At 74.8% G+C, this 14,377-nt stretch carries 13 protein-coding genes and 1 pseudogene; 9 read left to right on the forward strand and 5 right to left on the reverse strand.

Annotated elements, in window-relative coordinates:
• The first annotated feature begins 39 nt into the window (after positions 1-39).
• Positions 40-1,401, forward strand: a complete 1,362-nt coding sequence (locus HWY08_RS11620; protein WP_176065274.1) for a M16 family metallopeptidase — start codon at positions 40-42, stop codon at positions 1,399-1,401.
• Positions 1,398-2,948: a M16 family metallopeptidase gene (locus tag HWY08_RS11625; RefSeq protein WP_176065276.1), complete on the forward strand. Its 1,551-nt coding sequence runs from the start codon at positions 1,398-1,400 to the stop codon at positions 2,946-2,948. The genes HWY08_RS11620 and HWY08_RS11625 overlap by 4 nt, the downstream gene beginning before the upstream one ends.
• On the opposite strand, the gene HWY08_RS11630 is transcribed toward HWY08_RS11625, so the two are convergent.
• Entirely contained in the window at positions 2,934-4,112 is a 1,179-nt protein-coding gene (locus HWY08_RS11630; RefSeq protein WP_176065278.1) for an alanyl-tRNA editing protein, read from the reverse strand. The genes HWY08_RS11625 and HWY08_RS11630 overlap by 15 nt on opposite strands.
• Positions 4,113-4,173: 61 nt before the next feature.
• On the opposite strand from HWY08_RS11630, the gene HWY08_RS11635 reads away from it, so the two are divergent.
• From HWY08_RS11635 to HWY08_RS11645, 3 genes are all read left to right on the forward strand, one after another.
• Positions 4,174-4,578 carry an HPF/RaiA family ribosome-associated protein gene (locus tag HWY08_RS11635; RefSeq protein ID WP_176065281.1) on the forward strand — a complete coding sequence of 135 codons (405 nt, stop codon included), beginning with the start codon at positions 4,174-4,176 and terminating at the stop codon, positions 4,576-4,578.
• Positions 4,579-4,673: 95 nt separating this feature from the next.
• Positions 4,674-5,306 (forward strand): DUF47 domain-containing protein, encoded by a 633-nt coding sequence (locus HWY08_RS11640; RefSeq protein ID WP_176065284.1) that lies wholly within the window; start codon positions 4,674-4,676, stop codon positions 5,304-5,306.
• Positions 5,307-5,323: 17 nt separating this feature from the next.
• Positions 5,324-6,355, forward strand: coding sequence for an inorganic phosphate transporter (locus tag HWY08_RS11645; protein WP_176065286.1), 1,032 nt, complete (start codon positions 5,324-5,326; stop codon positions 6,353-6,355).
• Position 6,356: 1 nt separating this feature from the next.
• Here the strand turns inward: HWY08_RS11645 and HWY08_RS11650 are convergent, their stop codons facing one another.
• Positions 6,357-7,367: a radical SAM protein gene (locus tag HWY08_RS11650; RefSeq protein ID WP_176065288.1), complete on the reverse strand. Its 1,011-nt coding sequence runs from the start codon at positions 7,365-7,367 to the stop codon at positions 6,357-6,359.
• Positions 7,312-7,935, reverse strand: a pseudogene (locus HWY08_RS11655) (DNA-3-methyladenine glycosylase); the annotation flags it as partial. The pseudogene HWY08_RS11655 and the gene HWY08_RS11650, both read right to left, overlap by 56 nt.
• Before the next feature lie 83 nt (positions 7,936-8,018).
• On the opposite strand from HWY08_RS11655, the gene pyk reads away from it, so the two are divergent.
• The 4 genes from pyk (at position 8,019) to HWY08_RS11675 (ending at position 12,748) form a co-directional block, all read left to right on the forward strand.
• Positions 8,019-9,470 (forward strand): pyruvate kinase, encoded by a 1,452-nt coding sequence (pyk, locus tag HWY08_RS11660; protein ID WP_176065307.1) that lies wholly within the window; start codon positions 8,019-8,021, stop codon positions 9,468-9,470.
• A gap of 2 nt (positions 9,471-9,472) precedes the next feature.
• Positions 9,473-10,660 carry a M24 family metallopeptidase gene (locus HWY08_RS11665; RefSeq protein ID WP_176065309.1) on the forward strand — a complete coding sequence of 396 codons (1,188 nt, stop codon included), beginning with the start codon at positions 9,473-9,475 and terminating at the stop codon, positions 10,658-10,660.
• A complete protein-coding gene (locus HWY08_RS11670) occupies positions 10,657-12,129 on the forward strand; it encodes an MBL fold metallo-hydrolase (protein WP_255499662.1) in 1,473 nt (490 codons plus the stop codon). The genes HWY08_RS11665 and HWY08_RS11670 overlap by 4 nt, the downstream gene beginning before the upstream one ends.
• A 112-nt stretch (positions 12,130-12,241) precedes the next feature.
• Positions 12,242-12,748 carry a hypothetical protein gene (locus HWY08_RS11675; RefSeq protein WP_176065311.1) on the forward strand — a complete coding sequence of 169 codons (507 nt, stop codon included), beginning with the start codon at positions 12,242-12,244 and terminating at the stop codon, positions 12,746-12,748.
• On the opposite strand, the gene HWY08_RS11680 is transcribed toward HWY08_RS11675, so the two are convergent.
• Complete coding sequence (locus tag HWY08_RS11680) at positions 12,732-13,271, reverse strand: toxin-antitoxin system YwqK family antitoxin (RefSeq protein ID WP_235969589.1); 540 nt, start codon at positions 13,269-13,271, stop codon at positions 12,732-12,734. The genes HWY08_RS11675 and HWY08_RS11680 overlap by 17 nt on opposite strands.
• Positions 13,268-14,329: an alpha/beta hydrolase gene (locus HWY08_RS11685; protein WP_235969590.1), complete on the reverse strand. Its 1,062-nt coding sequence runs from the start codon at positions 14,327-14,329 to the stop codon at positions 13,268-13,270. Before HWY08_RS11685 ends, HWY08_RS11680 begins: the two co-directional genes overlap by 4 nt.
• Positions 14,330-14,377: the final 48 nt, after the last annotated feature.

The following is a 14,377-nucleotide window of genomic DNA, read 5'->3' on the forward strand; positions in this document are numbered from 1 at the left end:
TGGTCCGGGCGCCCCAGCCCGGGCGACGGAGGTCCACCCTTGATCCTGGCTCTCGCCCTCGCCGCCTCGCTGGCCGCCGCGCCGGCGCAGGCCGCGCCGGGGCCGTTCCCCTACCCCCTGCACCGGCGCCAGCTCGCGAACGGGCTGCGCGTCTTCTTCGTCCCGTACGACTCGCCCGGGCTGGCCGCCTTCTTCACGGTCTTCACGGTGGGGAGCCGCGACGAGGTCGAGCCGGGGCGGAGCGGCTTCGCCCACTTCTTCGAGCACCTCAGCTACCGGGGCACGAAGGCGCACTCGGGCGACGACTGGGAGCGCGCCACGAAGTCGCTCGGCATGGACTCGAACGCCTTCACCGACGACGACGTCACCGCCTACTGGCTTTACGGCCCGTCGGCGGCGCTGCCGACCGTGATCGCGCTCGAGGCCGACCGTTTCCGCAACCTCGACCTCGGCGAGGACGACTTCAAGGTCGAGTCGCGGGCGGTGCTGGGCGAGCTCATGAAGAGCCAGGCCTCGCCGGACTTCGAGGTGGAGGAGGCCTCGCGCGAGGTCGCCTTCACGCGCCACCCCTACCGCCACACCACGCTCGGCTTCGAGCGCGATGTGCGCGACATGCCGAGCGGCTACCAGCACGCGCTCGACTTCTACCGCCGGCTCTACCGGCCGGACGCGGCCATGGTGCTGGTGGTGGGCGACTTCGACGAGGAGGCGGTCTTCGACGCGCTCGCGCAGCACTACGGGCCGTGGCAGGGCAAGGCGCAGCGCGCGAAGGTCGAGCCCGAGCCGCCGCAGCGCGAGCCGAAGGAGGTGCGCCGCGCCTGGGCGGCGCCGGTGCTGCCCCGGCTGTGGCAAGGCTGGCACACGCCGGGCGCGGAGGATCTCGACGCCACCGCCGCCCAGCTCGTGCTCTGGCCGCTGCTCTTCGGCCCCTCCTCGCCGCTGCACCGCGAGCTGGTGCTGGAGCGCCGCCTGGCCGAGGAGATCGCCGGCGAGTTCCAGCCGCGGCGCGACCCGTTCCTGTTCGGCTACGAGCTCGTGCTGGAGAACGCCGCCGCCGAGGCCCCGGCGCGGGCCGCGGTGGAGCGGGCGGTGGCGGAGGTCGCGGCCGGGCGCGTCGACCCGCGCGCGCTCGCCGACGTGAAGGCGAACGTGCGCGCGAGCCTCGTCATGCAGACCGACACGCCCTACCGGACCGGCGTCTGGCTCGTCTACTACGGCGGCCTCACCGGCGACCCGGGCTACGTCGACGTCGTCCTGCGGCGGGTGGAGCGGCTCGGCCCGGACGACCTGGCCGCGTTCGCGCGGCGCTGGCTCGTCCCGGAGAACCGCACGACGGTGGTGGTCGCGACCGGGGGCGGCGGCCGGGCGGAGAAGCCGGCGGCGCGCGGAGGCGCGCGATGAGGCGCGCGGCCGCGGCCCTCGTGGCGCTGGGAGCGCTCCTCGCCGCCTGCGCCGGCCCGGGCGGCGCGGCGGGGACGCGCACCGCCGGCGCGCCGCCGCTCCGGGCCGGCGTGGGGGCGGGCAGCCGCGTCGGCCTCCCCGCCCCGGCGCACCCCACCGTCGCGGTCCGCATCCTCTTCCTGGCCGGCTCGGTGGACGATCCCCCCGGCAAGGAGGGGCTCACCGCGCTCACCGCGGCGGTGATGGCCGAGGGCGGCACCGCGAAGCTGGCGGCCGCCGAGCTGGCGCGCGCGCTCTACCCGATGGCCGCCGAGCTCACGGCAGTCACCGCCAAGGAGACGACCGTCTTCGCCGGGCGCTGCCCGAAGGAGGACCTGGAGCGCTTCCTGCCCATCCTGGAGGACGTGGTGCGTGCGCCGCGCTTCGACCCCGCCGAGCTGGAGCGGCTCCGGCGGCGCGCCATCGACGCGGTGGCGAAGCGGCTGCGCTCCGAGAGCGACGAGGAGCTGGGGAAGGAGGCGCTCGGGCTCATGCTCTACCGCGGCCATCCCTACGGCCACTTCACGGGCGGGACCGTGCAGGGGCTCCAGGCCATCACCGCCGACGACGTGGCGGCGCACTGGCGGCGCGTCTTCACCCAGGCGCGGATGAGCGTCGGCGCGGCCGGCGGCTACCAGGGCGATCTGCCCGCGCGGCTCGCCCGCGACCTGGCCGGCCTGCCCGCCGGCGCGCCGCGCCCGGCGCTCGCGCCCCCGGTGACCCGCGCGCCGCGGTTCCTGCTGGTGGAGAAGCCGTCCGCCCCCACCGCCATCTCCATGGGGATGACCTGGGACGTGCGGCGCGGCGACCCGGACTTCCCGGCGCTGGTGGTGGCGGTGTCGGCGCTGGGCGAGCACCGCCAGGGCGCCGCCTTCCGGCTCTTCAAGGAGCTGCGCGAGGTGCGCGGGCTCAACTACGGCGACTACGCCTACCCCGAGCACTTCGTGCAGGCGCCCGGGAGCGCGCTGCCGGCGGTGAACCACCCGCGCACCTACCAGGAGTTCACGGTGTGGCTCCGGCCGGTCGAGCCGCAGCACCGGCTCTTCGCCGTCCGCGCCGCCCTGTACGAGGTGGACCGCTGGGTGAAGGAGGGGCTCGGCCAGGAGGAGCTCGACCGGGTGAAGCGGTTCCTGGCCGGCTACACGCTCACCTTCGACCAGGCCGACACGCGGCGCCTCGGGTACGCGCTCGACGACAGGTTCTACGGGCTCGACCAGCCCTGGCTGGCGACGTTCCGCAACCGCCTCGCCACCCTCACCCTCGACGAGGTGAACGCCGCGCTGCGCCACCACGTCGACCCGGCGCGGCTCCGGATCGCGGTGGCCACCCACGGCGCCGCGGAGCTCCAGGCCGAGCTCAGGAGCGGCGCGCCGTCCCCCATCAGCTACCCGGTCCCGAAGCCGCCCGCGGTGCTGGCGGCGGACCGGGTGATCGAGCGGTTCCCGCTGGGGATCGCCGGGCCGGACGACGTGAAGGTGGTGAAGGCGGACGAGCTATTCGAGAAGTGATCGCGCGAGCGCGAGCGCCTCGCCGAGCTTCTCCAGCTCGGGGCCGCCGCCCTGCGCCAGCTCGGGGGCGCCGCCACCCTTGCCGCCGAGGAGCGCCACCGCCTGGCGCAGGAGCGCGCCGAGGTCCGGCCCGGGCCCCTTGGGGCGGGCGAAGCAGAGCAGCGCGCGGCCCTCGCCGCGGGCGGCGAGGAGCGCCGTCCGGCCGCGGCCCGCGAGCGCCTGCGCCACCGCCCGCAGGTACCCGGCCGCGTCGGCGCCGGCGGGCGGCGCGAGCTCCTCGGCCAGCGCGCCCTCGCGCAGGGCGAGCCGCTCCGCCTCGGTGGCGGCGGCGGCGACCGCGAGGCGGTCGAGATCCTTCCGCCGCTGGAGCGCCTCGGCGGCGAGCCGCGCCGCGGCCGCGGGCGCCTCGGCCGGCGCGCACCGCAGCGCCGCCGCCGCCTCCGCCAGGCGCGCCGCGTCCCGGTGGAGCAGCGCCACCACCCGGCCCCCGCACGCGAACTCGACCCGCGCCCCCGCCCCCCACTTCTGGGCGCCGAGCACCGCGATGGCCCCCACCTCGCCGGTGCGGCGCGGGTGCGTGCCGCCGCAGGGGCTGTGGTCGACGCCCTCCACCGTCACGACCCGCGTGCCCTTCGTCGGCTCCTTCCGCAGCGGCAGCCGCGCCAGCTCCTCGGGCGACAGCTCCGCCACCGTCACCGGCAGGTCGCGCCAGACGTGGCTGTTCGCCTCGCGCTCGACGTCGGCCAGGGCCGCCGGCCGGAGCCGGTCGAGCGGGACGTCGAGGTCGATGGTGCAGGTCTCGACGCCGAGGTGGAACGAGACCGTGCGCGCGCCGAGGGCGCGCTCGAAGGCCGCCGACAGGAGGTGCTGCCCGTGGTGCTGCTGCATGTGGTCGAAGCGCCGCGGCCAGTCCACCTCGCCCACGACGCGGCCGCGCGGCGCCGGCCCCTCGAGCGCGTGGAGGATCTCCTCGCCGACCCGCTGCACGTCGACCACCCGGACCCCGCCGATCGCGCCGTGGTCCGCCGGCTGACCGCCGCCCTCGGGGTAGAAGGCGGTCCGCGAGAGGACCACCGCCGGACGGCCGCCCAGCGTCCGCTCCGCGACGACGTCGGCGTCGAAGCGGGCGAGGTAGGGGTCGGCGAGGTCGAGGCGCTCGGTCATGCCGGTCAGTCTAGCCGCGTCCGGCTTGGCAGGGGCGCCGGTCCGTCCCTATCTCGAGGGCATGAAGCTCTCCATCCATGCCCACCAGATCGAGAAGCCGCGCGACCTCACCGCGTTCCTGCGCAAGCACCTCGTCCGGCCGCTCGGGCGCCTGCACGACAGCCCCGCGACCGAGCTCACCGTCCACGTGGAGGACACGACCCCGTCGAAGGGCGGCGTCGACCAGGCCTGCAAGGTGACGTTCCGGATGCCGAACGCGAAGACGCTGCGGGTCGAGAGCGTCAAGGACGACCTCCACGCGGCGCTCCTCGAATGCGCTCAGCGCCTCAAGCGGCTCGTGCAGCGCGAGGTCGCGAAGCAGCGCGCGCCGAGCCGCTCGCCCGAGTCGCGGCCCCTGGGCCGGAGCTTCCGGCGGCGCGCGACCGCCGCCGAGATCGCCCCCGACGGCTCCCCCGCGACCCTCTAGGGCCGCGTAAGGAGGGCGGTTCCTCCCCCGGCGCGCCCCGCGTCGGGAAGGGACGGGGTGGACTCGCGCCCCGGATTCGCTATGGTTCGCGCGCCATGACGTTCCTCGAGAAGCTGATGCCGAAGTCGGATGACTTCTTCGACGACTTCGAGAAGCTCGCCGCCGCGACCGTGGAGGGGACGCGCCTGTTCAAGGCGCTCCTGGAGGATTTCACGGACGTTCCCCGCAAGGTGCAGGGGATCAAGGAGGTGGAGCACAAGGGCGACGACATCACCCACCGCGCCTTCTCTCGCCTCCACAGCCAGTTCATCACCCCCTTCGACCGGCCCGAGATCCACCGGCTGCTGTCGCGCATCGACGACGTGCTCGACCTCACCGACGCCGCCAGCGAGCGCCTCGGCCTGTACGAGATCGACGTCATCCTGCCCGACGCCCGCGAGCTGGCGGGGGTGCTGGTGGCGGCCGCCGAGACGATGCAGCAGGCGGTGCGCGGGCTCCGGGACGTGAAGAACCCGGCGCAGGTGCTCGAGGCGTGCAAGCAGGTGAACGTCTGCGAGAACCAGGGCGACACCCTCATCCGGCGCGCCATCGCCGACCTCTTCAAGGGGGGCTACGACCCGCTCTTCGTCATGAAGTGGAAGGAGATCCTCGACCTCATCGAGGACGGCATCGACCGTGCCGAGGACGTGGCGAACGTGATCGAGGGCGTGGTCCTCGAGCACGCCTGAGCCGCCGCGCCCCGTCCATGATCCTCGCCACCGTCATCGGCCTCATCGCCGTCGCGCTCGTCTTCGACTTCATCAACGGCTTCCACGACGCGGCCAACTCCATCGCCACCGTGGTCTCGACCCGCGTGCTGTCGCCGGTCCAGGCCGTCGCCTGGGCCGCCTTCTTCAACTTCGCCGCGGCCGCGCCCGTCTTCTGGGGCAAGCCCCTCCACGTCGCGAACACGATGGGGAAAGGCATCATCCACTTCGAGCTGCTGAAGGAGCACGGCTCGGCGCTGGTCCTGTCGGTGATCTTCGCCGCCCTCTTCGGCGCCATCGTCTGGAACCTGCTCACCTGGTGGTGGGGGCTGCCCTCCTCCTCCTCGCACGCGCTGGCGGGCGGGATGGTGGGAGCGACCCTGCCCATCCTCGGCTCGGCCGGGCTGGTGTGGAGTGGCATCGGCAAGATCGTCCTCTTCATCGTGCTCTCGCCGGTGATCGGGATGGTGCTCGGGGCGACCAACATGGTGATCGCCGCCTGGCTGGTGCGCCGGCAGACGGCGGCCAAGGTGGACCGCTGGTTCCGCCACCTGCAGCTCGTCTCGGCCGCCATCTTCTCGTACAGCCACGGCACGAACGACGCGCAGAAGGTGATGGGCATCATCGCGGTGGTGCTCTTCGGCACCGTCTGGGCCGGCCAGCCCTTCCACGTGCCGATCTGGGTGGTCTTCCTCTGCCACATGGCGATCGCGGCCGGCACCTTCTTCGGCGGCTGGCGCATCGTGAAGACCATGGGCAACAAGCTCACGAAGCTCCAGCCCATCCACGGCTTCTGCGCCGAGACCGGCGGGGGCGTCACCATCCTCGCGCTGGCCGAGCTCGGCATCCCGGTCTCGACCACCCACACCATCACCGGCGCCATCGTCGGCGTCGGCTCGACGCGCGGCACGCGCGCGGTGCGCTGGGGCGTGGCCGGCCGGATCGTGTGGGCCTGGGTGCTCACCATCCCGGCGGCGGCGCTCGTCGCCGCGCTGGCGGCGGTGCTGCTGCGGGCGATCGTGCTGCGCTGAGTCAGCTCACGGTCGACGCCAGCATGCCGCAGGCGGCGTGCTCGTCCTTGCCGCCCGAGTAGCGCCGCACCACCGGCTGACCGGGCAGGTGGCGCGCCAGCGCGTCGCGGAAGCGGCGCCACTCGTCCGGGGACGGCGGCCGGAAGCGGCCGGTGGCGTCGTTCACGTCGATGGGGTTGAGCCGCACCGGGATCCCGGAGAGCAGCCGCCCCAGCGCCGCGGCGTCCTCCTCGCCCACGTTCTCGCCCCCCATCATGACGTACTCGAGCGTCACGCGGCCGCGGCGGGCGGCGTGCTCGCGCACCGCGTCCACGAGCTCGGCGAGCGGGTAGCCCCGCTCCACCGGCATGAGCGCGGCGCGCTTCTCCGGGGTGGCGGCGTTGAGCGAGACGCAGAGCCGGAACTTGTGCCCCTCGGCGGTGTAGCGGCGGATCATGGGGACGACGCCGGCGGTGGAGATCGAGATGCGCCGCTGGTCCACGCGGCCGCCGGCCGGGTCGCACAGCGCGTAGGCCGCCTGCAGCACCGCCTCGTAGTTGTGGAACGGCTCGCCCTGGCCCATGAAGACCGCGCCGGTGATGGGGCGGGCGCTGTCGGCCCGCACCTCCAGGAACTGCGCCACGATCTCCCAGGGCTCGAGGTTGCGGGTGAGGCCGAGCCGCCCGGTGGCGCAGAAGGCGCAGCCGAGCGCGCAGCCGACCTGCGACGAGAGGCAGAGCGTGTGGTGGGTGTCGAAGAGCGGGATGCGCACCGCCTCCACCCGCGCGCCGTCCGGCAGCTGGAAGAGGTACTTGCGGAAGCCGTCCTGCGCGTCGGCCACCGCCACCCGCGAGAGGCGCGCCTGGGAGCAGCGCGCCTCCACCAGGTCGAGCACCGCCCGCCGGACGTTGCGCGCCTCGCGCAGGGGCCGCCCGCGGCCCACCACCGCGCCCAGCACCCGGCGCGCGTCGGCGAGGTCCACGCCGAGGGCGCGGGCGAGGGCGCGGCTGTCCTGGCCGACGAGGTGGAGCACGGCGCCGAATCTAACCCGGCCACGGCCTCGAGACGAACCGGTTGCCCTGGAGCGAGTAGCGCCACGGCTTCTCGGCCCAGCGGCCGGCGAAGCCGACGTTCACGCGGGGTGAGGCGACGATCCGCTCGGCGGGCGCCGGACCGTCCTCCAGGAACAGCTCCTCGCCCATGAGGTCGAGCCCGTTGTGCGCCTCGCGCCGGATCCCGAGCGCGCGGCAGAGGTTGCCCGGGCCGGTGGTGGAGTGCAGGCAGCCCTCGATGGGCTCGGCCGCCCGCAGGAGCACCGCCGAGGGGCACCCCTCCCTGGACGTCACCACGTTCATGCAGTGCGAGCGCCCGTAGATGAGGTAGACGTAGGCGAACCCCGGCGGGCCGAACATGATGGCGGCGCGGCGCGTGGGGCCGAAGCGCGCGTGCGAGGCTTCGTCCTCCTCGCCGTGGTAGGCCTCCGCCTCCACGATCCGCGCCGCGCGCCGCACCCCCGCGTCGAGGTGCACGAGCGCCTTCCCGAGCACCGCCTTCGCCACCTGGCGCGCCTCGCGGGCGTAGAACGAGCGGGGGAGCCTCACCGCGTCTTGGTAGGACCTTCGGCGCCTTCGAGCAACGTGGTTGCCCTGCGGCCCGGATGGCCCTAAGACTCGGGCACTCGCCCATGCGCCGCGCCAAGATCGTCGCCACGCTGGGTCCCGCCAGCCAGGATCCCGAGACCATCCAGAAGCTCCTCGAGGTGGGCGTGGACGTGGCCCGCCTCAACTTCTCGCACGGCCGGCTCGAGGACCACGCCGACGTGCTCGACCGCATCCGGGCCGCCTCGCGCCGGCTGGTGAAGGCGGTGGCGGTGCTGCAGGACCTGCAGGGGCCCAAGATCCGCACCGGCACCCTCAAGGCCGGCAAGATCGGCGTGCTGCTCGAGAACGGGCACGAGATCACCATCACCACCGAGGCCGACTTTCCCGGCGACGAGAAGCTCATCTCCACCACCTACCGCCACCTGGCCGAGGACGTCCGCCCGGGCGATCGGCTGCTCGTGGACGACGGCCTCCTCGAGCTGCGCGTGCTCGCCAGCGACGGCGTGCGCGCCCGCTGCGAGGTGGTCGAGGGCGGCGTGCTGAAGGAGCACAAGGGCATCAACCTCCCCGGCGTGGCGCTCCGGGCGCAGGCGATGAGCGAGAAGGACAAGCGCGACCTCGCCTTCGGCCTCGCCCACGGCGTCGACTACGTGGCGCTGTCGTTCGTGCGCTCCCCCGAGGACATCGAGCTCTGCCGCGCCGAGATGGAGCGCTTCGGGCGGGTGGTGCCCATCATCGCCAAGATCGAGAAGCCGGAGGCGATCGAGGCCATCGACGGCATCATCGCCGCCGCGGACGGGCTCATGGTGGCGCGCGGCGACCTCGGGGTGGAGATCCAGCCGGAGCGGGTGCCCACCATCCAGAAGGTGCTGCTGCGCAAGGCGAACACCGCCGGGAAGCCGGTCATCGTGGCGACCCAGATGCTCGAGTCCATGATCGAGCACCCGCGGCCGACGCGCGCCGAGGCGAGCGACGTCGCGAACGCGATCTGGGACGGCGCCGACGCGGTGATGCTCTCCGGCGAGTCGGCCTCGGGCCGTTACCCCATCCTCGCCGTGCAGATGATGGACCGCATCGTGCGCGAGGCGGAGCACCACCTCCAGCTCGGGAAGATCCCCGCGCCCGACGTGTGGACCGGCCCCGGGCCGTTCAACGCGGTGGTGGCCGGCGCCGCGGTGCGCGCCGCCCAGGACGCCCAGGCGGTGGCGGTGGTGTGCTTCACGCTGGCCGGCACCACCGCCCGGCTCCTCTCGCACCAGCGCCCGCACGTGCCGATCATCGCCTTCTCTCCCGACCAGGCCATCCGCCGCCGCATCGCGCTCTACTGGGGGGTGCTGCCCAAGGTCATGGAGCCCATCCGCAACGCCGACCTCATGTGCGAGATGGTCTCGGACCGGCTCCTCGCCGACGGCGTGGCGAAGGCGGGCGACCGGGTGGTGCTCGTCTACGGCTCGCCCATGGGCGTCCCGGGCGCCACGAACTCCATCCGGCTGCACCAGATCCCGCACCAGGTGCGCCAGGAGGTGGACGCCTGACCATGGACCTCCCGGCCCTGCAGAAGACGCTGCGCGAGCTCGACCTCGACGGCTGGCTGCTCTACGACTTCCACGGCCAGAACCCGACCGCGCTCAACGCGCTCGGCCTGGCCGGGCACATGCTCACCCGGCGCTGGTGCTACCTCGTGCCGCGCGAGGGCGAGCCCACCGTGCTCGTCCACGCCATCGAGCTCGGCTCCTTCCCGAAGGAGGTCGTGGGCGAGCGCCGCAGCTACACCTCGTGGACCTCGTTCCAGGGCGAGCTGGCGCGCCTCTTCTCGCGCCTGCGCGGCCACCGGCTGGCCATGGAGTACTACCCGAACGGCGCCATCCCCTACCTGTCGCGGGTGGACGCCGGGACGCTGGAGCTCGTGCGCTCGCTCGGCGCCGAGGTGGTGAGCTCGGCGGAGCTGGTGCAGCGCTTCCTCTGCCGGTGGACGCCGCACCAGGTGGCGAGCCACGTGCGGGCGCTGCGCGCCATCGACGCCGCCAAGGACGCCGCCTTCGAGCAGATCGGCCTCGCGCTGAAGCGCGGGATCGAGGTGACCGAGACGACCATCCAGCGCTTCCTCCTCTCCGAGTTCGCCCGCGCCAACCTCGAGTGCGACCACCCGCCCATCGTGGCGGTCAACGCGCACGCCGGCGACCCGCACTACGAGCCGTCGGAGGCGTCGCCCACCCGCATCCGCAAGGGCGACCTCGTCCTCATCGACCTGTGGGCGCGCGGCAAGGGCCCGCAGGACGTCTACGCCGACATCACCTGGGTCGGCTTCTGCGGGGAGACGCCGCCGGCGCGGGCCGAGGAGCTCTTCCGCGTGGCCGCCGACGCCCGCGACGCCGGGCTGGCGGCGCTCACGGCCGCCCACCGCGAGCGGCGCACGCTGCAGGGCTGGCAGGTGGACCGCGTGGTGCGCGACCACATCGCCGAGCACGGCCACGGCGAGCGCTTCATCCACCGCACCGGCCACTCCATCGGCGTGCGGGTCCACGGCGACGGCGCCAACCTCGACGACCTCGAGACGCACGACACGCGCGAGCTCATCCCGGGCCTCGCCTTCTCCATCGAGCCGGGCATCTACCTGCCGGAGGAGGGGCTGGGGGTGCGGACCGAGATCGACGTCGTGCTCGGCGACGACGGGCCGCAGGTGTTCTCGAAGACGCAGCAGGAGCTGGTGAGGATCCCCTGCTGAGCGACGCCCCGCGCACCGCCGCCGCCGTCATCCTGTGGCGCGACGGACCGCGCGGGCGCGAGCTCTACTGGGTGAAGCGCGGCGCGCTGCGCTTCGCCGGCGGGTTCCAGGCCTTCCCGGGCGGGCGGCTCGATCCGGAGGACGCGCGGGTGGCGGTGCCCGGCTTCGCGGGCGAGGCGGCGGCGCTGCGCGCCTGCGCGGCGCGGGAGATCTTCGAGGAGACGGGGGTCCTCCTCGCGCGCGGCCCCGCGCTCCACGCCGAGGCGCGGGCCGAGGGGCGGCGCTCGATCCTCGCCGGCGCGCTCGGGTTCGGCGACTTCCTCGCCCGCCACGGCCTCGAGGTCGACGGCGCGCGGCTCCTCGACGCCGGGCGCTGGATCACCCCGCCCCAGTTCCCGCTCCGCTACGACGCGCACGTCTTCCTCGCCGAGCTGCCCCGGGGTGAGGCGGCCGAGGTGTGGCCGGGCGAGCTCGCGAGCGGGGAGTGGATCGCCGCCGCCGAGGCCGAGGCGCGCTGGGCGAGGGGCGAGGTGCTCCTCCACCCGCCCAACCTGTGGGGCGTCCAGTGCCTCGCCGCGGCCGCGCCGCCCGCGTGCTTGGCGAGGCTGCGCGCGCCGCCGGCCACCGAGGGCTTCATCACGCGGCGGGTCGAGTTCCAGCGCGGCCTCTTCCTCGCGGCGCTCCGCACGCCCACGCTCCCGCCGGCCACGCACACCAACTGCTGGATGCCGGCGCTCGAGGGCGGCGGGCTCGCGCTCGTCGATCCCGGCTCGCCCTGGCCGGAGGAGCAGGCGTTCCTCGAGCGCGTCCTCGACGACCTGGCGGCGGACGGCCTCGCGCCGCGCGAGATCTGGCTCACCCACGCCCACCCGGACCACGTGGGGGCGGTGGCGGCGCTGCGCGCCCGGCACCCGCTCGTCCTGCGCGCGCACCCCGACGCCGCGGCGCGGCTCCCCCCGGGGCTCGGCGAGGTGACCCCGCTCGCCGACGGCGAGCGGCTCGACGGCCGCTGGCGCGCGCTCCACACCCCCGGGCACGCGCTCGGGCACGTCGCCTTCCTCGACGAGCGCACCGGCGCCCTCCTCGCCGGCGACATGGTCTCGACGCTCTCGACCATCGTCATCGACCCGCCCGAGGGCGACATGGCCGTCTACCTCCGCTCGCTCGAGCGGCTCGTCGCGGCGGGTCCGCACACGCTCTTCCCGGCGCACGGGCCCCCCACCCAGGGCGCGGCCGAGAAGCTCGCCGAGTACCTGGCCCACCGCCGCGAGCGCGAGGCGAAGGTGCTGGCGGCGGCCGAGGAGCCCGGCTCACTCGACGAGGTCACGGCCCGCGCCTACGCCGACGCGCCGGCGCCCATGCTGCCCTTCGCCGCCCGGAGCTGCCTCGCCAGCCTGCTCAAGCTGGAGCGGGAGGGGCGTGTGGCACGCGACCGCGAGGTGTGGCGCGCGCGGCACACGGGCGCCTGAGCGCTCGGCCGCTTCAGCGGAAAATCAACGAGTTAGCGACTCTTACGGGGGAATAAAAGCGGGCACGGCACGTGCTACCCTGCTAGGCTCCGTTTCTCGACCTGGAGCCTCCATGAAGCGCACGCGCGCCGTCGCCATCGTGCTGTTCGCGTTCCTCTTCGGGGGCAGCTCCGCCGAGGTCGCGGTCCAGGCGAAGCGCGCCATCGACCGGCACCTCGCGGCCGAGGAGGAGGGCTCGGCGGGCGAGCTGGTCGCCTTCGAGCTGCGCGGCGCGGGCGGCGAGCTCCTCGCCCGGCCGCGCCTGCTGGCGACGCCCGGCCGCCCGGCCCAGCTCGAGCTGCGCGACCCCGAGCGCCCGCACCTCGTCCGGGTGGCGCTGCGGGTCGAGACCACCCGCGAGGCCTCGGGCGACGTCTCCGTCGAGTACGAGCTGGAGCTCCCCGGCCAGCCGCTCGCGCTGGGCCGCGTCAGCGTCACGCCCGGCGTCGAGCAGGCGCTCGATCTGGGCGAGGGACTCGCCGCGACGCTCCTCACCCTGCCGGTGCCCTCGGCCGCGTTCGACGCCTACCTCGCGGCGGAGCGCCAGGCGCGGCTCGTCGCCTTCAGGGACCGGACCTGATCTCCTCGTAGACGGCGCTCCCCAGCTCCCGCCCCGCCTCGTCCCAGGTCGTCCACCGGCCGCACTGCAGCCCGCGGCAGTGGCGGCCCTCCACCTTGCGCCCGCCGCCGGGCCAGAAGGTGGCGAACGGGCCGTGCTTCTCGCCGCGCTCGTAGGTGCAGCGCTCCTCGACGCGGCCGCTCTCGTACCAGATCGTGTAGGGCCCCTCGCGCTCGCCGGCGGCGTAGGTGCCGTGCTCCGCGGGCTTGCCGTCGCGGTGCCAGACGGTGAAGGGGCCCTCGCGCTTCCCGGCGTGGAACGCGCCCGCCCGGGCGAGGCTGCCGTCGTCGTAGTAGCTGCGCCAGGGCCCCTCGCGGCGGCGCTCGGGCGGCTCGTCCGGCTTCTCGCACCAGGCCTCGAAGCCATCCGGCGGCAGCGCCCCCTGGCGCTCGGTGCCGGCGGGGCAGGTGAACGGCGCGCGGTCCGCCTCGCGCGCGGGTGGCGGGTCGGCGGCGAGCGCGAGCGCGAGGAGGAGCGCGATCACGGCGCCTGCTCCGCGAGCCACGCCGCGATCCTCGGGAACACCTCCTCCGGCGCGTGGACGCCGAGGAGGAGGTCGGTGTGCCCGTACTGCACGCTCGAGCCGCCGGCGCAGCCGAACCGCACCACCGCGCTCGGCCCGCCCCACGCCGCGGCGGCGCGCACCACCACCGCCGGCGGGGCGATGCGGTCCGCCTCGGCCGCCACGAAGAGCGCCGGCTGGCGGCACCGGCCGAGCGCCGCGCGGTAGTCGAGCGCGCCGTCGGCCGCGGCGAAGGTGTCGGTCGAGATCCAGCGCGCGAACTGGGCGACCACGCCCGGGGAGATGTTCTCCACCACGTTCGCGAGCACCCGCCGGTAGACGGGCCGGCTCACGTTGCGCCCGTTGATCGCGATCTCGCTCACCGGCAGGTGGAGGTAGCCCGAGAGCGGCGCGAGCATCCGGGCGAGGAAGCGGTTCCAGCGGCCGGCGAGGAGGAAGCCGAAGCGCGCGAAGAGCTTCAGCCGGTCCTGCACGTCCCAGTAGACCGGCGCGCCGAGCGCGACCAGGCCGGCCACGCGCTCCGGGTAGGCGGCGCAGGCGGCGAGGCCGAGGAGCCCGCCCTGGCTGTGGCCCACCCAGAGCACCCGGTCCTGCCCGGTGGCCGCCCGGATGGCGTCGAGCGCCGCCGGGATGTCCTGGCGCAGGTAGTCGTCGAAGCTCCAGCCGCGCGGCGCGCCGCGGCGGGCCGGGCGCGAGCGGCCGTGGCCGCGCAGGTCGAGCGCGAAGCAGTCGAAGCCGGCCCGCGCCAGGTGGGCGGCGAGCGACCAGCGCTCCACGCCGAAGTCGAGGCAGAGCCGGTTGGCGGCGATGCCGTGGACGAGCAGCACCGGGACGGGCCGCGCCGCGGGGCCCTTCGGCCGCCGCCGGCCGAGCGCCACCCGCCACCCGTCGCGGGTCTCGCCGAAGAGGAGCTCGTCCTCGCGGGGCTGCGCCCGGAGGCGCCAGGTCCAGAACGCGTAGTGGGCCCAGATGGCGGCCGCGAGGAGGAGCGCGAGGGCGGCGAGGCGGGACGGTTCCACGTCGCGGAAATGTACCGCGGGCGCCGGCCGGAAGGTGGAGGGCCGTGG

Origin of the sequence: Anaeromyxobacter diazotrophicus (assembly GCF_013340205.1) — a bacterium.
GTDB classification, from domain to species: Bacteria; Myxococcota; Myxococcia; order Myxococcales; family Anaeromyxobacteraceae; genus Anaeromyxobacter_A; species Anaeromyxobacter_A diazotrophicus.